The organism is Quadrisphaera sp. DSM 44207 (assembly GCF_900101335.1).
GTDB lineage: Bacteria > Actinomycetota > Actinomycetes > Actinomycetales > Quadrisphaeraceae > DSM-44207.
On record NZ_FNKA01000001.1, the window covers coordinates 576,799 to 597,429 of the forward strand.

General features: G+C 76.2%; 16 protein-coding genes and 2 pseudogenes. 9 read left to right on the forward strand and 9 right to left on the reverse strand.

Translation table 11 applies throughout. The features are described from left to right. Position 1: 1 nt before the first annotated feature. From BLS82_RS02675 to BLS82_RS02685, 3 genes are read right to left on the reverse strand one after another with little or no spacing between them, the layout of a single operon-like run. A complete protein-coding gene (locus tag BLS82_RS02675; protein ID WP_092861334.1) occupies positions 2 to 493 on the reverse strand; it encodes a cell wall-binding repeat-containing protein in 492 nt (163 codons plus the stop codon). Positions 494 to 546: 53 nt separating this feature from the next. Then, complete coding sequence (locus BLS82_RS02680) at positions 547 to 1,866, reverse strand: lipopolysaccharide biosynthesis protein (protein WP_092861336.1); 1,320 nt, start codon at positions 1,864 to 1,866, stop codon at positions 547 to 549. Then, positions 1,863 to 2,936 (reverse strand): glycosyltransferase, encoded by a 1,074-nt coding sequence (locus BLS82_RS02685; RefSeq protein WP_143028723.1) that lies wholly within the window; start codon positions 2,934 to 2,936, stop codon positions 1,863 to 1,865. Before BLS82_RS02685 ends, BLS82_RS02680 begins: the two co-directional genes overlap by 4 nt. 152 nt (positions 2,937 to 3,088) lie before the next feature. On the opposite strand from BLS82_RS02685, the gene BLS82_RS02690 reads away from it, so the two are divergent. Together BLS82_RS02690 and BLS82_RS16685 are read left to right on the forward strand one after the other, a co-directional pair. Further along, complete coding sequence (locus tag BLS82_RS02690) at positions 3,089 to 3,286, forward strand: type II toxin-antitoxin system VapB family antitoxin (protein WP_092861340.1); 198 nt, start codon at positions 3,089 to 3,091, stop codon at positions 3,284 to 3,286. Continuing rightward, positions 3,283 to 3,602: pseudogene (locus BLS82_RS16685) on the forward strand (VapC toxin family PIN domain ribonuclease). Before BLS82_RS02690 ends, BLS82_RS16685 begins: the two are co-directional and overlap by 4 nt. Before the next feature lie 128 nt (positions 3,603 to 3,730). On the opposite strand, the pseudogene BLS82_RS02700 reads toward BLS82_RS16685, so the two are convergent. Continuing rightward, positions 3,731 to 4,822 (reverse strand): annotated as a pseudogene (locus BLS82_RS02700) (glycosyltransferase); the annotation flags it as partial. 100 nt (positions 4,823 to 4,922) lie between these two features. Further along, positions 4,923 to 5,501 (reverse strand): hypothetical protein, encoded by a 579-nt coding sequence (locus BLS82_RS02705; protein ID WP_092861342.1) that lies wholly within the window; start codon positions 5,499 to 5,501, stop codon positions 4,923 to 4,925. Positions 5,502 to 5,623: 122 nt separating this feature from the next. Between BLS82_RS02705 and BLS82_RS16245 the strand changes: the two genes are divergently transcribed. Next, complete coding sequence (locus BLS82_RS16245; RefSeq protein ID WP_255378062.1) at positions 5,624 to 5,746, forward strand: hypothetical protein; 123 nt, start codon at positions 5,624 to 5,626, stop codon at positions 5,744 to 5,746. Positions 5,747 to 5,773: 27 nt separating this feature from the next. On the opposite strand, the gene BLS82_RS02710 is transcribed toward BLS82_RS16245, so the two are convergent. Continuing rightward, positions 5,774 to 6,370, reverse strand: a complete 597-nt coding sequence (locus BLS82_RS02710; RefSeq protein ID WP_092861344.1) for a helix-turn-helix domain-containing protein — start codon at positions 6,368 to 6,370, stop codon at positions 5,774 to 5,776. A gap of 242 nt (positions 6,371 to 6,612) precedes the next feature. Here BLS82_RS02710 and BLS82_RS02715 point away from each other — a divergent pair, with 242 nt between their 5' ends. After that, positions 6,613 to 7,236, forward strand: coding sequence for a hypothetical protein (locus BLS82_RS02715; protein WP_092861346.1), 624 nt, complete (start codon positions 6,613 to 6,615; stop codon positions 7,234 to 7,236). A 50-nt stretch (positions 7,237 to 7,286) separates the two neighbouring features. Here BLS82_RS02715 and BLS82_RS02720 read toward each other — a convergent pair whose 3' ends face one another. Next, a complete protein-coding gene (locus tag BLS82_RS02720) occupies positions 7,287 to 8,981 on the reverse strand; it encodes a cell wall-binding repeat-containing protein (protein WP_143028724.1) in 1,695 nt (564 codons plus the stop codon). A gap of 203 nt (positions 8,982 to 9,184) precedes the next feature. Between BLS82_RS02720 and BLS82_RS02725 the strand changes: the two genes are divergently transcribed. The 3 genes from BLS82_RS02725 to BLS82_RS02735 all read left to right on the forward strand — a co-directional run bounded on the left by BLS82_RS02725 (position 9,185) and on the right by BLS82_RS02735 (position 12,697). Then, positions 9,185 to 11,020: a carbohydrate-binding domain-containing protein gene (locus BLS82_RS02725; protein WP_092861350.1), complete on the forward strand. Its 1,836-nt coding sequence runs from the start codon at positions 9,185 to 9,187 to the stop codon at positions 11,018 to 11,020. Between the two features lie 107 nt (positions 11,021 to 11,127). Next, positions 11,128 to 11,676: a Uma2 family endonuclease gene (locus BLS82_RS02730; protein ID WP_092861352.1), complete on the forward strand. Its 549-nt coding sequence runs from the start codon at positions 11,128 to 11,130 to the stop codon at positions 11,674 to 11,676. 191 nt (positions 11,677 to 11,867) lie between these two features. Continuing rightward, positions 11,868 to 12,697 (forward strand): IS5 family transposase gene (locus BLS82_RS02735; RefSeq protein WP_092861354.1). Its coding sequence is split into 2 segments (ribosomal slippage): positions 11,868 to 12,225 and positions 12,225 to 12,697, totalling 831 coding nucleotides; the frame shifts between segments, so codons are not numbered across the junction. A gap of 107 nt (positions 12,698 to 12,804) precedes the next feature. On the opposite strand, the gene BLS82_RS02740 is transcribed toward BLS82_RS02735, so the two are convergent. Beyond that, positions 12,805 to 15,408, reverse strand: a complete 2,604-nt coding sequence (locus tag BLS82_RS02740; protein WP_176818891.1) for a cell wall-binding repeat-containing protein — start codon at positions 15,406 to 15,408, stop codon at positions 12,805 to 12,807. A 461-nt stretch (positions 15,409 to 15,869) separates the two neighbouring features. Between BLS82_RS02740 and BLS82_RS02745 the strand changes: the two genes are divergently transcribed. Both BLS82_RS02745 and BLS82_RS02750 read left to right on the forward strand, forming a co-directional pair. Next, positions 15,870 to 16,535 carry a glycosyltransferase family 2 protein gene (locus tag BLS82_RS02745; RefSeq protein WP_092861358.1) on the forward strand — a complete coding sequence of 222 codons (666 nt, stop codon included), beginning with the start codon at positions 15,870 to 15,872 and terminating at the stop codon, positions 16,533 to 16,535. A gap of 9 nt (positions 16,536 to 16,544) precedes the next feature. After that, complete coding sequence (locus tag BLS82_RS02750) at positions 16,545 to 17,117, forward strand: DUF2304 domain-containing protein (protein WP_218123470.1); 573 nt, start codon at positions 16,545 to 16,547, stop codon at positions 17,115 to 17,117. A 117-nt stretch (positions 17,118 to 17,234) separates the two neighbouring features. On the opposite strand, the gene BLS82_RS16570 is transcribed toward BLS82_RS02750, so the two are convergent. Further along, positions 17,235 to 20,516 carry a S8 family peptidase gene (locus BLS82_RS16570; RefSeq protein WP_092861360.1) on the reverse strand — a complete coding sequence of 1,094 codons (3,282 nt, stop codon included), beginning with the start codon at positions 20,514 to 20,516 and terminating at the stop codon, positions 17,235 to 17,237. Positions 20,517 to 20,631: the final 115 nt, after the last annotated feature.

The following is a 20,631-nucleotide window of genomic DNA, read 5'->3' on the forward strand; positions in this document are numbered from 1 at the left end:
GTCAGTGCAGGAAGCAGGCCGTGGGGTCGGTGTAGCTGTCGGCAGAGCGCGCGACGTCGTCGCCGACCGCCTTCTCGCCGCCGACGACGACCACGACGCACGGGCGCAGGCGCTCGAGCTCGGCCCGGGTCGCCTCCGGCAGCTCGGCGCGCCGGGTGAGCAGGAGCGGGCCGGCGCCGAGCGTGGAGGGGCCGACGCTCAGGGCGTCGGGGAAGGTCTCCCCGCTGGCCAGGTAGACGACGGGAGCGGTCTGCGGGTCCCAGGTGGCGCGGGAGACCTCGGCGGCGGTGGCGTAGCGGTCGGCGCCGGAGATCCGGAAGGTGTTCGCGCCGACGGCGCTCGCGGCGCTCAGGCCCTCGGGCAGGGCGGCGGCCGAGCGCTGCTCGGGCAGGGGCGCGGTCTTGCGGGCGTCGGCGGCGACGGCGACGCCGGCGGAGGCGACGATCACGGCGGTCGCGGCGGCGGTGGCGAGGGCGAGGCGAGGAGTGGTCATGTCGAGGAGGGTGGCTCCCGGGCGACCACGCTCGGTAGTCGCGCGGTGCCCCGTCACCCGCCCGGCGGTGACGCTGCGCTACGTCGAGCGGGAGCCGACGGCGTGGAGTGACGTCTAGTCACGACGACGCACCACAGAGCGACAGCCAGGACGCCGTCGCAGACGAGGCTGGAGACCACGGCGCCCGCCACCCCGAGGGAGGGGATCAGGGCCAGGTTCAGCAGCGCGTTGCCCACCGCCACCCCCGCCTGCCAGGCCGTGCGCACGCCCTGGTGCCCGGCGCCGGTCAGGGCGTCGGCGGCGAGGTGGTGGGCCGCCTTCAGCAGCGGCAGCACCGCGAGCGCCCGCAGCGCCCCGACCGAGGCGGCGTAGGACTCCCCCAGCAGCACGGGCACGAGGTCCGCGCCGAGCAGGAGCGCGAGGGAGGCCAGGGCGCACCACCCGAGGGCCGGGACGGCGAGGCGGCGGGCCACGCGCAGCGAGCCGGCCAGCCCGGCGGCGCCCTCGGCGAAGAAGCGCGGGTAGGCGGTCGCGAGCAGCGCGCGCAGGGGCGTGAGCGCCATGTCGACGACGCGGTACGCGGCGGTGTAGACGCCGGTGGCCTCCAGCGTCGACAGGCGCGCGAGCATCGCCTTGTCGAGGTCGTTGTAGACCGCCTGGCTCGCCAGCCCGCACGAGAACAGCAGACCGTCGCGCCACTGGCGCAGGTAGCGGCGCGCGTCGGCGCGCGCGGGGCCGAGGTCGCGGCGCACGAGGGCGACGACGGCGAGCGCGGCGAGCAGCGACGCCGCGGCGTGGGCGAGCGCCCAGGTGGTCAGGGGGCTCGCGAGCGGCCCGGCGAGCAGCAGCAGCGCCGCGGCCAGGCGCAGCCCGTGGAAGGCGAGCTGGAAGGCGGCGGTGCGCAGCATCCGCCCGCGGGCGGTGCAGACCCCGCCGGCGAGCTCGAGCAGCAGCGAGCCGACGAGGTCCGCGACGGCGACCGCCGCGATCACGAGGACGGGCACCCGCGCGGGCAGCAGCCACGCGGCCGCGGCGGTGACGACCGCGGTGGCCAGGGCTCCCCCGCCCGCCGTCACGGCGGCGGCGCCGGCGAACTCGGCCGCGGCGCGCTGCGGCTCGCGCACCACCGCGCGCACCAGCAGGTGCACCGCCCCCAGCGACGCGAACGGCACGGCGAGGGCCACGACGGCGAGGACGGCGGAGACGGCGCCGAAGCCGTCGGCCCCGAGCGCGCGGGCGAGGACGAGGAAGGACAGGCCCTGCAGCACCGCGCGCCCGGCGTGGCCGAGCAGCATCGCGCCGACGCCGCGGGCGAACGGGCTGCGGCGCAGCGCCCCCGCGCGGGTGAGCACCGACGTCGGCGGCGGGCTCACCGCGCCGGCGCCGGCGCCAGCGCCCGCGCCCAGGCGCCGGTGACCGCCCGCGTGGAGAACTCCCGCGCGCGGGCGGCGTCGGCGCGGGCGAGGTCGGCGGCGGACGGCGGGGCGGCCAGCACGCGGGCGAGCGCGGCCGCGAGCGCCGGGCCGGACGCCTCCGCGGTGGCCCCCGGCACCAGGCGCGGCACGAGGTGCTCGCTCTGGGGGGTGCGGGCGGCGACGACGGGCACGTGCGCGGCCGCGGCCTCGAGCAGGGCGTAGCCGAAGGTCTCCGAGCGCGAGGTGTGCACGAGGGCGTCGGCGCGCGCGAGCAGCGCCGGCACCCGGTCGGTGAACCCGTGGAAGGTGACCCGGGCGTCCAGGCCCCGAGCGGCGGCCTCGGCGCGCAGGGCCGGCTCGTCCGGCCCTGTGCCGGCGACGTGCAGGTGCGCGCCCGGCGCGTGAGCGAGCAGGTCGAGCAGCAGCCGCGGGTTCTTCACGGGCTCCAGGCCGCCGACGGCGAGCAGCTGCGGGGGCGCGTCGTCCCGCGGCCCCCGCGGCGGTGCCGGCGCCTCGCGGACGACGTTCGCGATGACGCTGGTGCGCGCCGCCAGGCGCTCGTCCTGGGCGCGCAGGGCCGCGGCGACGGTCTCGCTGACGGCGACGACGGCGTCCGCGCGCCGCCGGTACAGCGGCAGCACGAGGTGGGCGACGAGCCGGAAGCCGCCGGAGGTGGCGGCGCGCTCGCGCGTGTAGGAGTGCTCCCAGGCGATCGTGCGGGTGCCGGCCGGGCGGCGCCACGGCAGGGCGCGCAGCCCCACCCAGATGCCGACGAGCACGACCACGGGCGCGTCGCTGCGCATCGCGTGGCGGGCCTCGACGAGCGAGCGCGCGAACGCCCGCGCCCGTGCCGTGCGGCTGCCGCGCCGCGCCGGCGCCGGGGGCGGGGTGAGCACGCGCGCGCCGACGTCCAGGCCGGCCTCCCGCAGGGCGGCGACGGTGTCGGCGGCGGCCTTCTCCATGCCGCGCAGCGGCTCGGCGGCGGAGAGGACGAACACCACCGACGGGGACGGCGGGGCGGTGCTCACGGCCTGCACGCTACGGCGGGCTGCGAGGGTCGGTGTCCGGTTCGGGCGAAGCCGGCACCGCGTCGGGTCCGGGAGCGCGTCCGGTGGACGGAGCGGCGTCGAGCACCGGTGATGTGCACGATCACACCGTTCGATACACACGGAGGCGGGCGATGCGCACCGACATCGAGATCGACGACGACCTGATGCGGGCCGCGCTGGAGGCCACGGGAGCAGCGACCAAGGAGGAGGCGGTCCGACTCGGTCTGGAGGCCCTGGTGCGCCTGCACCGGCAGAGGACGGTCCGCGAGCTGCGGGGCGGGGTGGCCCGGGAGGGCGACCTGGAGGGGTCGCGAGTCGACGCGCCGTGATCGTCGTCGACTCGAGCGTCTGGATCGACGACTTCAACGGCGTTCCGACGCGGCAGACGGACGTCCTGGACGGCCCTCTGGGCGTGGAGTCCGTCGCTGCAGGCGATGTGATCTCCCCGTGGTCGAGATGCTGGGCGTCCCGGCGGCGCTGCGCAGCGCCGATGCCTACCGGACGCTGCGCCGCCGCGGCGTGACCGTCCGCAGGACCGTCGACGTGGTCATCGCGGCGGCGTGCATCGCCGGAGGCCACCAGCTCCTCTTCGCCGACCACGACTTCCAGCCCTTCGTCGACCACCTCGGACTCGATCCGGCCTGACGGCGCGCCGCGGCGACGGCGTCAGCGACGGCGTCAGCGACGGCGTCCGCGGCGCGGGCGCCGACCGCGCGCAGCGAGTAGCGCTCGTCCGTCCACGCCGCCAGGCGCGCCCGCTCCTGCGGGGAGGGGCGGCCCGCCAGCGCCTCGCGCAGCGCCGCGGCGACCGCGTCGACGTCCCACGGCACCGCCCAGCCGAGGCGGTGCTCGCGCACGAGGTCGGCCACCGGCCCGGCCCCGGCGTAGAGCACCGGCGTGCCGCACGCGGTGGCGGCCAGCGGCTTGACGAGGAAGGCGAAGGCGTACTGGCTGTCCGGGCGCGAGGACGCCAGGCCGGCCCGCGCGCGGCGGGTGGCGGCGGCGACCTCCTCCAGCGCGACGAGCCCGGGGAAGGTGACGCGGCCGGGCACCAGCTGCGCGGCGCGGGCGCGCAGGGCCGGGACGTCGACGCCGCCGCCGTAGAAGACGGCCCGGGCGCCCGGGTGCTCGGGCAGCACGCGCCCGAGGGCCTCGACGAGGACGCCGGCGCCGTGGACCTCCGACATCGTCCCGGCGTAGACGAGGGTCGGCGGCTCGTCGTCCGGTGCCGCGTCGTCCGGTGCCGCGTCGGGGACGCCGGAGGCCGGTCGCAGCACGGCGGTGTCGACGCCGGTGCCCACCCGGACGACGCGCTCGGCCGGCACGCCGAGGTCGCGCAGGCGGGTGGCGTAGCCGTCGGAGACCGTCAGCACGCTCGCGGCGCCGCGCAGCGCCCACGACTCCCCGGCCCGCAGCAGCCGCAGCGCGGGCCCGCGCAGACCGGCCTCGGCGGCGGCGTAGGAGAGCAGGTCCGCGGCGTAGTAGACGTAGGGCACCCGGCGCAGGCCCGCGACGACGCGGACGACGACGCCCGTGGTCGGCGGCGGCTCGACGACCACGACGTCCGGGCGGCGCGCCAGCAGCAGCCGCGCGGCGAGCGGGACGTCGAAGCTCGCGTAGCGCAGGTAGCCGCGCACGTTGCCGCTGGCGTCGCGCAGCACGGGCCAGCGGCGCACGCGCACGCCGTCCAGCGGCGGCGCGGCGCCGGCCGTGCCGGCCGTGCCGCCCATGCCGCGGGGCAGCCGGGAGGTGAGGACCTCGACGGCGTGGCCGCGCTCGCGCAGGGCGCCGGCGAGCGCGGCGAGGCGCCAGGCGGCCGCGGCCGGCTCGGGCGCGAACAGCCGCGCGGCGATCACGACCCTCACGGGCGCGCCGTCGACAGGGGCTCGCGGGGCGCCACGACCATCCGGGGAGCATAGGCAGGGGCCCGGGCGGTGCGGGCGGACTCGACGACGAGGCGCCGGGTCAGCGCACGGTGATGGTGGCGCTGACCACGCCCTCGCGCTGCTCCCCCGGGTCCTCCGGCGAGGCGCCCGGCACCAGCAGGACGGTGAAGGGGCTCTCGACGGCGTACCGGCCGGGCACGGGGTCGACGAGCATCACGTACCACCCGGAGAAGCCGGCGACGGCACCGTGGCCCACCTCCTCCGGCAGCGAGTCGTACCAGGACTCGAAGTCCAGGGCGTTGAGCTGGCCCTCGCCGTCCTCGTTCGCGAGCACCACCGGCCCGGCGGCCCGGGCCAGGCTCCCGCTCACGCCGCGCTCGCGCGTGGTGTCGACGAAGTGCAGGGCCACCTGGACGACGTCGCAGCGGTGCAGGTCCTCGGCGGCGTAGCCGGAGATCGTCGTGACGCTGCCGCCCGCGTCCAGGCCCGCGGCGGCCGCGTCGACGACCTCGGCCTGCACGGTCACGGAGACCGGCGGGCTGTCCGGGTCCAGCTCGGAGCACTCCGCGGTGCCGAAGGGCCCAGGCTCGGCCGCGCACCCGAGCAGCGCGGCACCGAGGAGGAGGACCAGCAGGCGGGGCGCGGCTCTCGGGCGCACCCGCGCACGCTACGCCCGCCGCTCAACGCGCCGGCGCGCCGCCGTCCCCCGCGTGCGCCTCAGGTGCGCGGAACACCCGGGCGCTGGACGGCCTCCTGAGGGCGGGGCGGGCGAGCGGAGACGTGCGGGCCGGCACCACCCTCGACGACGTCCACCTGCTCGTGGCGACCATGCCGACCGACCGGTGCGTCGACGTCCGTCGCCGGTGGGCCGAGCTGGTCCTCCCGGGCGTCCTCCAGCGATGACGCACCGGCGCACGCCTTCGTCCGGGCCTACTCGGAAGCAGGGGCCCTCGGGGCCGCGCGCACGTGCGCTCGCTCGCCCTGCTTGCCGATGAGGCTGAGGTACTCGACGGGGCCGGAGCTGGTGGCGCCGAACCAGTGCGGGGTGCGGGTGTCGAACTCCGCGGCCTCCCCGGGCCTCAGGACCAGGTCGTGCTCGGCGAGGACGAGGCGCAGGGTGCCGTTGAGGACGTAGACCCAGTCGTAGCCCTCGTGGGTGCGCAGGTCGGGCTCGGCGTCGTCCTTCCCCGTCGGCAGGACGAACTTGTAGGCCTGGATCCCTCCGGGCCTGCGGGTCAGGGGCAGGATGACCGAGCCGTCGCTGCAGGGGATGGGCCGCAGGTTGATGCGGGGGTTCCCGGTGGGCGGGGCGTCGACGAGCTCGTCGAGCGTGACCCCGTAGGCGCGGGCGAGCGGGAGCAGCTGCTCCAGCGTGGGGCGTCGCAGACCCGCCTCGAGCCGGGACAGGGTGCTGGTGGAGATGCCGGTCTCCTCCGCGAGGTCGGCGAGCGTGACGTCGCGGCGCTGCCGCAGCTGCCTCAGCCTCGGCCCCACGGCGTCGAGGGTTCGGTCCGTCGAGTCGTCCACGCACCCATCTTGCCATTCGGCAACGGTGTTGCACGGCCGCAGCGCGCACTCCGGTCGGGGGTCCTGCTGGACGGCGCGGCGCTCGACGCGCTCCACGGTCGCGGCGGGCCAGCGCCCGTCCCAGGCGGTGTCCTCGCCGTTCGCAGACGCCGCTGACCGTCCCGACAGCCCCTGCACAGGCGCAGGACCGAGCGTCCTCGGTGGAGGCCGGACGGACCGGCCGGACCGGAGGAGTTCATCCCATGCGCACGAAGCTGCTGACCGCGACCGCCGCCGGCGCCCTCGCCCTGGCCGGCCTGGGGGTGGCCGGCCCCGCGCTGGCCGCGACCAGCACGGAGGAGGCCGCGACCGCCGTCGCCTCGCAGGTGGACCGGATCGAGGAGGCCCTCTCGGGCCTGGTCTCCGACGGCTCGATCACCCAGGAGCAGGCCGACGAGGTGGCCACCACCCTGGAGGAGGCCGGCCTCGGCGGTCCCGGTGGCCCTGGCGGCCGCGGGCCCGGCGGGCCCGGCGGGCCAGTCCTGGCGACCGCCGCCGAGGCCGTCGGCGTCAGCGAGGAGGAGCTGCGCACCGCGCTGGAGGCCGACGGCGCCACCCTCGCCTCGGTCGCCGAGGAGCACGGGGTCTCCCAGGACGACCTGGTCGCCGCCCTCGTCACCGCCGCGCAGGAGCGCCTCGCCCAGGCCGTCACCGACGGGGACCTCCCCCAGGAGGAGGCCGACGAGCGCCTGGCCGACCTGCAGGAGCGCATCACCGAGCATGTGACCAGCGAGCGGCCCGCCCCGCCGCGGGACGGCGAGCGCCCAGCCGCGCCCGGCGGGTCCTCCGAGTCCTCGACCGGCACTGCCGAGGACGACGCCGCCTGACGACACACCCGCACCGCTGAGCGGCGCCGTCCTCCCCCGGACGGCGTCGCTCAGGTCTGCGGGCTCACCCCGAGCACGGCGTCCACGGCGACCAGCAGCTCCTCGGCCAGCACGCCCGGGCTCCCGATCCCGGTGACCGACGCGACGCGCGAGGCCCCGAGCCACCGCCCCGACGCCGGGTGCAGCTCGCCGGGCGGGGTCGGCAGCAGCGGACGGCGCGACCGGCCGGCCAGCGGCGCCGCGGCGACGGCGTCGACGAGGCTCGCGCCGCTGACGAGGTACCCGGCGGGAGCCGAGCCGAGGTCCAGGCCCGCGCCGCCGAGCGCCGCGCTCGACCGGCTCGCCGGTGCGCTCGCCCAGGCGAGCAGCGCGGCGGCGGTCTCGTAGCGGTCGGCCCCGGCGACCCTCCTCACCCCGTACCCGTCCGCGCCGAGGGCGGCGAGGACGGCGTCCGAGACGACGGCCGGCCCGCCGAGGACGACGACGTGCGAGGCGCCCAGCTGCCGGAGCGCGGCGGCCGTGGCGCCGGGCAGGGCGGCGGCGGTGGTCAGGAGCACGGGGAGGTCCGCGGCGAACGCGACCTGGCCGGCGACGAGCGCGTCGGCCGGGCTCGTGCCGCTGGCGAGCAGGACCGTGCGAGCGAACCTGGCGTCCGGCCCCGTGGCCGCGCCCCGCAGTCGGGCGCCCGCGAGGGCGACGGCGCGCGCGGTCTCGTAGCGGTCCGCCCCGCCGATGCGCACGACGGCCACGCCCGGCAGGGCCTCCTCCAGCGCCCGCAGCTGCGCGGCCGGGACGGCGGGAGGACCGCCGATGACGTGCAGCGTCGCGCCGCCGACCGGCGCCGGGCCGAACAGCTCCCGCGCGCTCGCGAGCGTGCTCGCCGGCAGCTGCGCCGCCGCGGTGAGCAGCACCGGGGCGTCCAGGGCGCCGGCCAGGTAGCTGGCGCTCAGGGCGTCGACGCCGGCGCGCTCGGCGTCGCCGTTGGCGAGCAGGACGTGCCGGACGCGCCCGGTCCGCTCGGCGGCGACGGCGCGCGCGAGCAGGGCGGCGGTCTCCCAGCGGTCGCGGCCGGCGATGCGCGGCTGCGCGGGGGCCGCGACCGGGCGGGCGGCCGGGCCCGGCTGCGAGGGCAGCGGCTCTGGCGGCGCACCGGCGCGGTCCTCGGTCACCCGGCTGGCGTGGCCGGCGGCGCGCAGGGCGGCGAACTCGGTCGGCACGGACGCGTGACCGAACGGCGCGTAGGCCTCGTCCGCGCGCCGCGCGGCGCCCGGGTCGGCCTGCAGCACCAGGACGCCGGAGCCGTCGAGGACCTCCGGGGCGGGCCGGGCGCCGGTGAGCACCGCCACCCCGGACGCCGCCAGCCCGGTGGCGACGGCGACGTGGTCGCGGTGGGAGTCGCTGGCGTGGCAGGCGGCGGAGTGCGTCGTGCCGGGTCCGCACCGCGCGTCCAGGACGAGGGCGAGCCCGACCAGCGAGGCCGCGCGGACGCCGCCGTCCGGCATCCGCAGGCGGACCACGACCGCGCCCGGCCCGGCGAGCGCCGCCCACGCGGCGTCCTGCTCGCCGGTGCGCACGGCGGCGACCTGCTCCGGCGTCATCCCCCGCGCCGGGCCGAGGCCGCTGGCCTCGCCGTCGGTGACGGCCACGAGGACCAGCCGGTCCCCGCGCCGGCGGGCGGCGGGAACGAGGGCGCACAGGCGCAGCACCTCGTCGTCGGGATGAGGGGCGTAGACGACCGTCGTCACCGGCGCCAGTGTTCCGCCGCCCGCGCGCAGCCGCGCGGGCGAGGTCGCGCACGCTGCGCAGCTCCCCCCGAGCCCCTCGGCGACTCACAGCAGATGCACAGCCGGCGGCGAGGGGCCCGACAGGTCCGGCCCTCACGGTGAACCCACCCAGGTCCGCCCAGACCCCCGTTCCGCCCGGACCCGACACGACTCGAGGAGGCGCCGTGCGACGCCCGAGGAAGACCCGGCACGCCGTCTCCGCCGTCCTGCTGATCGCCGTGCTGGCCAGCTGCTCCACAGCCAGCGCCCGCAGCACCGGCACCACGACCGAGACCGTCGTCGCCAGCGAGGTGGCCGCCGCCACCGGCGCCACCGCCGAGCAGGCGCTCGCGGCGAACCTGCAGCCGCACGACACGAGCGCGGCCGCCACCTGGGACGCCGCCGAGGAGGTCGCGATCACCCTGACCGGCGACTCCGCGCAGGTCGATCCCGCCCAGGCCGGCTCCGTGCAGGCCGGCTCCGCGCAGGCCGGCTCCGGCGCGGTCGTCGTCGAGGGCGGCACCGTGACGGTCACGGCGGCCGGCACGTACCGGATCAGCGGCACCCTCGCCGACGGCCAGGTCGTCGTCGACACCGAGGACGAGGGCGCGGTCAGGCTCGTCCTCGACGGCGCCGACATCACCTCCTCGACCACCTCGGCGATCGCTGTGACGAACGCCGACGAGGCGGTCGTCGTCCTCGAGGACGGCACGCGCAACCACCTGGCGGACGGCACGGACTACACCGCCGCGGACGGCGACGAGAGCGAGACCTCGACCGCGGACGAGCCGGACGCCGCCCTGCACAGCGCCGCGGACCTGACGGTCACCGGCACCGGGGAGCTCGTCGTCGAGGGCAACGCGAACGACGGCATCACGAGCGAGGACGGCCTCGTCATCGCCTCCGGCGTCCTCGGCGTGACGGCCGTCGACGACGGGATCCGCGGCGAGGACCACCTCGTCGTCCCGGGCGGCAGCGTGACCGTGACCGCCGGCGGCGACGGCCTGACCTCCGACGACGTCGAGGACCCCACCGCCGGCTACGTGCACCTCGCGGGCGGCGCGGTCGCGGTGACCTCCGGCGCGGACGGCGTCCAGGCCGCCACCGACGTCGTCGTCACGGGCGGGGAGGTCACCGTCGCCTCCGGCGGCGGCAGCGGCACCTCCGTCGCCGAGGACGCCTCGGCCAAGGGCCTCGAGGGCGGGGTCGGCGTGGTCGTCGACGGCGGCACGGTCACCGTCGACGCCGCGGACGACGCCGTCCACTCCGACGGCGCCGTCAGCCTCCGGCAGGGCAGCCTCAGCCTGGCCAGCGCGGACGACGGCGTGCACGCCGAGACCGACCTCACCGTCGCCGGCGGCACCCTCGCCGTCGAGGCCCGCGAGGGCCTGGAGAGCGCCGCGATCGGCATCAGCGGCGGCGACACCGCCCTGAGGACGTCCGACGACGGCGTCGACGTCGCCGACGGCGGCCGGCTGAGCATCACCGGCGGCACCACGGTGGTCGACGCGGACGGCGACGGGCTGGACTCCGACGGCACCGCCGCGATGAGCGGCGGCACGGTCGTGGTCAACGGCCCGAGCGAGGCCGGGAACGGCTCGGTCGACGTCGACGGCACCTTCGACGTCACCGGCGGGGTGCTGCTCGCCGCCGGCAGCGCGGGCATGGCGCTGGCCCCCGACGCGGCGTCCGCGCAGGGGTGGGTCTCCGTGACCTTCGACGAGGTGCAGCCGGCAGGTACCACGGTGCAGGTCCTCTCCAGCGACGGCGAGCTCGTGGCCACGTACACCGCGGACCAGGAGTTCCAGTCGCTGGTCCACTCCTCGGCCGACGTCACGGCCGGGGAGGAGCACCAGGTCCTCACCGGCGGCACGGCCACCGGCGAGAGCGTCGGCGGGCTGGCCGCCGGAGGGAACACCTCCGGCGCCACGCAGGCCCTGACCGTGACGGCCGGTGAGCACAGCGGCGGGACGGGGGGCGGTTCCGGCGGCTTCGGCGAGGAGCCGCCGGCGCGGGTGTGAGCCGCGCGTCCGGCGGGGCTGGCGGCCTCAGCCACGTCACGCAGAGGCGGTGGCGAGCGAGGACGGCGGTACCGTTCCTGCACGACGGAAAGGTGGTGGCACCAGGCATGTCCGCCCTGCCGACGACCGCCCCTGGCACGGTGATGACCTGGGCCCAGTACGAAGCCCTCGGAGAGGACGTCCGCGGTGAGTACATCGACGGTCGCCTGGTCATGAGCCCCAGCCCCAGCCGCCTCCACCAGGCGGTGTGCTACCGCCTGACCGCGCTCCTGGAGGCGGCCCTGCCGTCCGACGGGTCGCTGAGCGTCACGGCGGGATGGGCGTGGAAGCCGGGCGCCGACGAGTTCGTCCCCGACGTGATGGTGCACCCCCGCACCGAGGAGAGCGCCCGGTTCACCGGCGCTCCGGCGCTGGTGGTCGAGGTCCTGTCCAGCAACCGGCACGACGACCTCGTGCTGAAATCCCTGCGCTACGCGGCCGCGGGGCTGCCGCACTACTGGATCGTGGACCCGCGAGACCGCGTCCTCGACGCCTTCGACCTCGCCGAGGGGCTGTACCGGCGCGTCGCGCAGGTCACCGAGGACAGCGGCTCGACCCGGCTCGCTGCGGGCCCCGTGACGGTGTCCCTCGACCTGCGAGACCTGCTGCGCGACTGACGCAGGACGAGGACGACGCACCGAGCGCGCGAGGCCCCCTGTCGCCTGCATGACGATGGACACCCGGTTTACATCACCCCCGCGAGGACGCCGGCACCCGGAGGTAGCGGTCAAGGGCCAGCGACTGCCCTTAGAAGACGTTGCAGATGTGCTGTAGCGATCTTGTTCGGGGCGGTCCAGCCTGTTGAGGCATGTCGTCCTCGGCGTCTTCTCCCGCCATGGACTCCGTCAGCGATGAGTTGTGGGCGCTGATCGAGCCCCTGATCCCACCGCGCCCGCCGGCGGTGAACGGTCGCACTGGGCGGCCCCGCCGCGATGACCGCGCGGCGCTGGAGGGCATCGTCTACGTCCTGCGCACCGGCATCGGCTGGGCGAAGCTGCCCGGCGGGCTCGGCTACGGGTCAGGGTGGACGTGCTGGCGGCGGCTGCGCGAGTGGCAGGACGCTGAGGTCTGGGAGGACGTCCACCGCCTGGTGCTGGACGAGCTGGCCCGGCGCGGGCAGCTGGACTGGTCTCGGTGCAGCCTGGACAGCGTCTCCGTGCGGGCCAAAAGGGGGGCCAGCTGATCGGCCCCAACCCCACTGACCGGGGCAAACGCGGCACCAAGTACCACCTGCTCGTCGACCGCAGCGGACAGCCGCTGAACATCGCGATCTCGGGGGCTAACCGGCACGACAGTGTGCTCCTCGAGCCGATCCTGGACTCCATGCCGGCGATCAAGGTCGGTGGCCGGGGCCATCCACGACGCCGGCCGATCAAGCTGCACGGGGACAAGGGGTATGACAACCGCCGCTGCCGGGCCTACCTGCGCCGGCGCGGGATCACCGCCCGCATCGCCCGGATCGGCATCGAGTCCTCGAAGCGCCTGGGACGCCACCGCTGGGTCCTCGAGCGCACCATCGGCTGGCTCCTGGCCTACAAGCGCCTCGCGCTCCGCTACGACCGCACCGAGAAGACGATCACCGCCTTGGCCCGGCTCGCCGTGGTCCTCATCGCCGCCCGACACCTCACCAGCGACTAATGCAACGTCTTCTTAGTGCTCGCCGTCCACGGCCGCCTGGGGCTGTAAACAGCAGTGGCTCTCCCGCGCGGTCGCGCGGAAGAGCCACTGCTGATCAGTGCTGACTGTCAGGCACCCGGAGCGACAACGGTCTTCGGCGTGACAGCCTTGCCGTCCACGTCGAGCCACTTCGCCGCGCCCGTGTCGGTCAGCTGGACCGACAGGACGTCACCGGCAGCCCAGGTGGTGCTAGCGGTGGTCAGCGTCACCGAGGTCGAGGCGCCCGTGAGCGTCGTCGGGGTGGCGCTGACGTAGCCGATGCTGCTCACGGCGCCACCGGCGGTCGTCTTCGTGATGACGAAGTCGCTGGGAGCCGCCGCACCCGACAGGTACACCGGGTGGTTGAACGTGAGGGTCACGCTCGTCGTGGTGCTGGGGGCGGTCGGCTTCGCCACGCTGACCGGTGCCGCGGCCGCCACGGTGGACTTGATCCGGAACTCGGTGGTCGTGCCGTTGTCCACGACCGTGAGTGCGCCGGTCCGGCCGAGACCCTTGATCGCCTCGAGCTCCGCCTCGAACTGAGCGAAGCTCTTCTGGGCGTCGTTCACCCAGTAGGTGCTGGCCGTGTTGCCCGCATAGATCACCGTGCTGTAGTTCACAGTGGCCAGCGCGGTCGTGGTCTCTCCGAACAGGACGGCGGCGGTCTTAGCAGTGGTGTTGACGGTGGCAGCATCGATCTTGCCGCTCACGGACTTGCTCGTGAGCATGATCGAGGCCTTGGTGTTCGTGGTCGTGTCCGCGGACTGGTAGACGATCTCGTCACCGGCCGTCGCGGCGTCCTTGAACTCTGCCAGCGTCACCACGGAGCCGTCGACCTTGTAGGTGTAGCCGGTCGAGATGTCGACAGTACCCGTCGCGGAACCGGCGCCGGTGAAGAAGGTCAGCACGTTGGTCCCACTGACGGACTGGAACGTACCGGTGACGGACGCCGGAGCGGCGTTGACGAGGGTGAAGGTCTGGACGCCGTTCACCTTCTTGTAAGTGACTGCGTCGCCCACCGTTGCGGAGCTGGCGAGGGTGGTGTTGACCGATGCGGCGCCATCGATGGTCACCGAGTCACTGGCGCCCGCCGTGTAGGTGCCCAGCTTCGCGCCCGCGATGGTCTCGATCGTAAGAGCACCCGAGGAGTTGCCGGAGACCACGCCGGTCACGGTCTGGTTGGTGAGCGCGAAGGTCCGCGTCTTGCCGGTCGTGCCATCACCACCGGTGATGGCGATGGTGTCACCCTCGTTGAGGTTGGCCTCGAAGTCAGCCAGGGTGGCGCTGACGCCGTCCACGGTGTACACGGCGGCGGTAGGCTTGTACGTGATCGCGCCGCTGATGGCCAGGCCGCTCACCGCGTCGAGGAACGCCACGTTCCCACCGGTGGTGTCGACACCCGCGGCGCCAGCCCCACCGACCAATCCGGCCAGGACGGTCTTGCTTGCGAGCGCCAGGGTCTGCTTGCCGGCGGAGTCCTTGGAGACGGACACCACGTCACCGAGCGACAGCGCGTCCTTGAAAGCGCCGAAGGAGGCGCTGGCGCCGTCCACGGAGAAGGCATCGGTGGAGGCGATGGTGACCTCGACGACCTTCTTCGTCGTCGGGTCCGAGTAGGAGAACTTGTTGTTCGTCAGGTTCAGGTCGACGACGGCGTAACCAGCGACCACGACGCCGACCGCAGCCTTGGTGGCCTCCTCGGCCGTCGCCTGGGCCACGGCAGCGGTGCCACCGAAGACCCAGCCCTTGCCGGTCAGCTTGGCGAAGTTCGCCTTGATGTAGTCCGTGGTGCTCTGGCCGAGGGCGTTGCCGCGGGTGAAGACGAGCGGGACGCCGTTGCCCTTGCCGGCGAGCGGAGCGGCGACGAGCGCGTCCGCGGCGTTGTTGTCGCCGCCGCCGACGAGGGCGAGGTCAGCGACGCTGAAGCCCTCCTTCTCGATGGCGTGCTGGGCGACCTTGATGGCCGTGCCCTGCCGGTCGACGTCGCTGAGGCGCGAGGTGGCGCCGAGGGCGAGAGCGGTGTCCTCGTCCACGACGGCGGTGCCACCGACGACGATGCGCTCCTTCTCGGCCAGGTCGCCCAGGGCCTTGGCGGTCGAGGCGGGCACCCTGCCGGTCTCGGTGAGGAGGATCGGGTACTTCTTCTTGTAGGACATGGGGCCCACGGCCAGCGCGTCGGCCGGCGCGTTGCCCGAGGCCACGAAGACCTTCTCCACCGCGGTGCCGCCGGCGGTGGCGACCTTGGCGGCGGTCTCGTAGCGGTCGGCACCGGCGAGGCGCTCGACGGTGTAGCCGGCGGCCTTCCAGTCGTTCTCGAGCTTCTGGGAGACGCGGGTGGTGCCGCCGACGATCCAGATGTTCTTGGCGCCCAGGCGCTTGATCTCGTCCAGCGTGATCTGGGCGGTGGAGTCGGTCTCCGTGTACAGGATCGGCGCGTTCTTCAGGCCGGCCGCGTAGGAGGCGGCGAGGCCGTCGACGGTCGCCCAGGCGTTGACGACGACGACGCCGCCGGCCTGGGTGCCGGCCGGGTAGGCGGCCTGGCTGGCCTTGACGGCGGTCTCGGTGCGGTCGGCACCGGCGACGCGCTGGTCGAACTTGAAGTTCGCGTCAGCGCTCGCGGCCCCGGCGAGGGCGACGCCGCCGGAGAGGCACACCGCGAGGGCCAGCGTCCCCGCTGCGGCGCGCTTCGCCATGGTCTTAGGAGCGTGCAACTCAGCCTCCAAAGGCATGATGGAAAGGGGACGGTCCCCGCCGGCCGACCCGGCGGTCCCAGGTCTTCCGGTCCGTTCGCCCGGGTCCCGGGTATCACGGACAGTGCTCAGGAGACACCTCTCGGTGATCCCCACGGCGAGGAAGCTACACACGACGGATTCACTCCGGGGCGTTTCTAAACATCGACACGCCGGCCGTCCGCAATGTCCTCGTCGGGATTCGCCGAGAGTGCGCCGGATGTCCGCTTCGCCCTGGTCGGCTCCGGCCCGGCGGCGGCCCGGCGGCGGCTCGGCGGCGGGTCAGTGGCGGCTCGGTGGCGGCTCGGCGCCGGCTCTGCGGTGGCTCGGCGTCCGTGGCCGGCACCAGTTGCCGCAAACCGTCTCCTGGGCCGGGTGCCGCTCCTTAACCTCGCGTCATCCCTGGAGCGCGACGTCTGGACGGCATGGACGACACCTGGCTGGTCATCCCCCTCTTCGAGGAGGCGGCCGTGGTCGGCGACGTCGTCTCCGCGGCGAAGGAGACCTTCCCGCGCGTCGTGTGCGTGGACGACGGCAGCAGCGACGACTCCGCCGCGGCCGCCGAGGGCGCCGGCGCGGTCGTCGTCCGGCACTCGATCAACCTCGGCCAGGGCGCGGCCCTGCAGACGGGCCTGGCCTACGCCCTGACCGACCCGCTGATGCGCTACGCCGTCACCTTCGACGCCGACGGGCAGCACCGCGTCGAGGACGCCGCCGCCATGGTCGCCCGGCTGCGCGCCGGGGAGGCCGACGCCGTCTTCGGCTCCCGCTTCCTCGACGGGCGCACGCAGCTGTCACCGCTCAAGCGCACGGTGCTGCGCGCGGGGGTCGCGTACTCCAACGCCACGACGGGCGTGCGGATGACGGACGCCCACAACGGCCTGCGCGCCCTCTCGCGGGACGTCGTCGCCTCGCTGCGCCTGACGCAGAACCGGATGGCGCACGCGAGCGAGCTCGTGGAGCAGGTGGGCCGCGGCGGCTGGCGCACCGTCGAGCACCCCGTCGAGATCCTCTACACCGACTACTCGCGCGCCAAGGGCCAGTCGGTCTGGAACTCCGTCAACATCCTCACCGAACTCCTCTTCCGGTAGGCGGTCACCGTGCTGATCAAGATGCTGCTCATGCTCGCCATCGGCGGGACCGCGCTGCTGCTGCTCAAGGGGCACCGCGGCCCGCGCCACCAGGCGATCCGCCGGCTGCTGCTGCTGGGGTTCACGGCCGCGACCGGCCTGTCGGTGCTCTTCCCCGAGGCGTGGACGGCGACCGCCTCCTGGCTGGGCGTCGGCCGCGGCGCCGACCTGCTGCTCTACGCGCTGATCGTCGCGTTCCTCGGGTTCGTGGCGACGTCCTACCTGCGCTTCCGCGACCTGCAGCGGCAGATCACGATGCTGAGCCGGCGCCTGGCCCTCGACGAGGCGCCGCCCGCGCGCGCCGTCCCGGCCGCGGTGCCCGCTGCGGTGCCGGCTGCGGCGTCGGCCGGAGGACCGGCCGGCGGGTCGGCGGTGGCGCCGGCTGTGGCGTCGGCTGTGGCGTCGGCTGTGGCGTCGGCTGTGGCATCGGCGGGGGCCGACGACATCGGCGCCATCGCCGAGCTGGTGCGGGTGCGCCCGCGCCCGCCGGTCGAGGACGTCGTCCCCGGACTGCGCCTCGTCAGCCCGCCGCGGAGCCGCTGACCACTCCCTCCTCCCCTTCCGCGCCCCTCCCCCCTCCCCTCCCCCCGTGGTGATCTTGCACGTCCGGACGGCTGGCTGTCCGGACGTGCAAGATCACGACAGGGGGAGGGGGCGGCGTCAGGCCCGGACGCCGCTGCAGGAGGTGCTGCAGTCCACCGACCACAGGCCGCCGAGACCGGCGAAGGCCTTCGAGCGCACCAGCCGCTGGCCCCGGGGGCCCGTGGCGGTCACCGGCGTCGGGGCGGTGCTGGTCGGGGCGGTGCTGGTCAGGGCGGCGCTGGGCGCGGTGGACGGAGCCGTCGGAGGGGCCGTGCTCGGCGCGGTGGACGGCGCGGGCGCCGGTCCGGTCGGCGAGCCCGTCGGGGCCGGCGCCGCGGGCCCGCCGGGGCCGGTGTGCTCCAGCGCCCCGACGAGCGTCGAGGCCCTGCCGCCGGCGTAGACGGTGACGTCGAAGCGGCCGGGCGCGTGCGCCGGGGCGAGGAAGCGCAGCTGCGTCGCCGTGGCCACGAGCACCTGCGCGCTGCCGCTGGTGCCGATGCGCACCTGCGCGCCGGCCGGGATCGCCTCCCCCGTGACGACGACCGTGGTGCCGCCTGCGCTCGGCACCCGCGCCGGAGCGATGCCCGTGAGGCGGAACGCGCCCGTCGGCGGGTACGTGCGCGCCCCGCCGTCCGTCGGGGACGGCGCGCTGCCCGCGCCCGGCGCCGGCGTCCCGCTCGAGGGGCCGGTCGGGGCGGACGGCGCGGGGCCGGTGCCCGAGCCGCCGGTCGGGCTGCTGCCGGGGGCCGGCTGCGCGGCGCTCGGCGGCTGCGTCCTCAGGGCCGGAGTGGTGGCCGGACCCGTGGACGGCGCGGCGCCGGGCCGCGGGGCGCCGGCGGAGGGCGCCGGGCCGCCGGTGGGCGCGCTGGTCGGGGCGCTGGTCGGGGCGCTGGTGGACGGCGCGGTGCCGGGTCGCGGAGCGGCGGTGGGCGCCGAGGGCGTGCTGCCCGGCGCGGGGGCCCTGGTGCCCGGCGCGCCCGGTGCCGGGGCGCCCGGAGCGGGGTTGCTGGGCGCGGAGGCACCGGGCGCAGGGCCGCTCGGCGTCGAGCCGCTCGGGGCGGGGGTGCCGGGCGCGGGCTGGCCCGGAGCGGGCGCGCTCGCGCCCACCCGCAGCGGCGCGGCCCACCGGGAGCCGACGGGCGCGCCGTCCAGGAGCAGCTGCACGGTCAGGGCGTAGTCGCCCGAGGGCAGCTCGGTGGTGGGCGTCAGCGTCACCGCGCCGAGGTCGCGGGTGCCGAGGTCGAACGCGACGGCGCCGTCGTCGTCCGTGGTGGCGGTCGCGCCGTCCAGGGTGACCGGCTGGTCCGCGACGGCCCACACCTCGCCCTCGTGCCGCATGCCCAGGCCGAGCCGCACCGACCACGCGCCCGTGCCGCGGGTGCTGCTGACCTCCAGGCGCGGGGTCGCGGTGCCCTCGGTCGCGGTCATGCCGGAGAACAGGACGAAGGCCTCCTCGGCGTCCGCGGGCAGGTGCGCGAGGCTCAGGCGCGCGCCCGTGACCGAGAGCCCGGTGAGCGCGCCGACGCGGTCGGCGTCCTGGAGGAGGGCGGCCTTGACCTGGGCGGCGGTCAGCGCCGGTCGCACGCCGGCGTACGCCTCGCGGTAGAGGGCGACGGCCGCGGCGACCTCCGGGGCGGCGAACGACGTGCCGCTGACGACCCGGTACCCGCCGTCGTTCCAGGTCGTGAAGACCGAGGTGCCGGGCGCGGACACGTCGACGCTCGTGGCGCCGTACGCGCTGAAGGAGCTGCGGGCGTCCGCGGCGGTGGTCGCGCCGACCGTGACGACGTTCTCCTCGGTCAGCGACGCGGGGTGGACGAGGGAGCGATCGCGGTCCTGGCCGTCGTTGCCCGCGGCGGCGACCACGAGGACGCCGCGCTCGGCCGCGTAGGCGACGGCGGAGCGCAGCTCCGCCAGCGGCCAGCCGCTCACCGCTCCGCCCCAGGAGGCGTTGACCACATCGGCGCCGTGGTCGACGGCGTAGCGGATCGCCTGGGCGCCGAGGACGACGTCCACGCTGCTGCCGCTGCCGATCACCAGCGGCATGATCGCCACGCGCGGGGCGACACCGGCGGTGCCGTGGCCGTTGCCGGCGCGCGCGCCGACGACGCCGGAGACCGCGGCGCCGTGGCTGCCGTAGCTGCCGTTGTCGACGTCCGCGCTGTTCGCGGAGAAGTTCCAGCCGTGGCAGTCGCCGACCTTGCCGTTGCCGTCCGTGTCGGTCGCGCCGCAGGGCTCGGCGGGGTTCGTCCACAGGGCGCCGGCCAGGTCGGGGTGGTCGCTGTCGTAGCCGGTGTCGAGGACGGCGACGACGCGCGTGCGGCCGTCGGCCGCGGCCCAGGCGGAGGTGGCGTCGAGGTCCGCGTCGACGACGGCCTGCTGCTGGTGGGCGTTGGCGCCGGTGTTCTCGAGGTTCCACCCGTACCGCGCCCAGTAGGGGTCGGGGATCGTGGACGCCGGGTCCGCCATCACGGGCACCTGCACGGAGGCGTCCGCGTCGACGACGCCGTCGAGGCGCTCGGCGGTGAGCAGGTCGAGGGAGCCGGCGACGAGCACGCGGCCGTCGTGCAGGCGCTGGGCGGTGGTGATGTCCGCGCGGGCGGTGAGGGCGGCGAGGGTGGCGTCGCTGACGCGCACGGCGACGGGGCCGGTCGTCGTGCCGTCGAGAGGGGCGACGGTGGTGGCGGTGCTGCCGCTCGTGTCGGTGCCGCTCGTGCCGGTGCCGCTCGTGCCGGTGGTGGCCCCGGCGGGCTGGTCGGCGGTCTGGCCGGCGGGCTGGCCGGTGCGGCGCTGGGCGTCGAGCAGCGGCTGCACGCGCTCGCGCGGGACGACGCCGTGGTCGGCGCCGCGCGCGACGTCGACGGCTCCGGCGTCGGTGACGTACCAGACGCGGACGCCGCCGTCGCGCAGCAGCTCGCCGCCGGCGCCGAGGGCGTCCTGCGCGGCCGTGAGCGCCGCCGCGTCGAGGCGGGGCAGGTCGGCGGGCGGGGCCGGCAGCGCGCTGGCGACCGCGGAGGCGAGGGCCGTGGTGGCGCTCGCCAGGGTGAGGGCGCCGGCAGGAGCCGCTGCGCTCGCTGCGCCGTCCGCTGCCGAGGCCGCTGCCGGGGCCGCTGCCGAGGCCGCTGCCGGGGCCGCTGCTGGGGTCGCTGCTGGGGTCGCTGCTGGGGTCGCTGCTCCGTCGGTGCCGGAGCCGGCCGGTGGGGGGTCGGTGCCGTACGTGAGGACGTAGCGGTGCAGGCCGTCGCCGGGGCCGAAGCCGGTGGCGACCTGGACCTCCAGCGGCGCGCTGACGGCCGCCGTCACCCCGCTGATCGCCGTGACGACGGCGACCGCCGCCCCGATGGCCCTGCTGCTGCGCACGTGCCCTCCCACCGCCGGACCGCCGGACGCCGCAGCGGCGCGAGCGTCGCGGCGGCGGGGCGGGCCCTCTCGAGTCCTGCAGCGCTGGTCGGGCCGGAGGGCGCCGGCGCTGAAG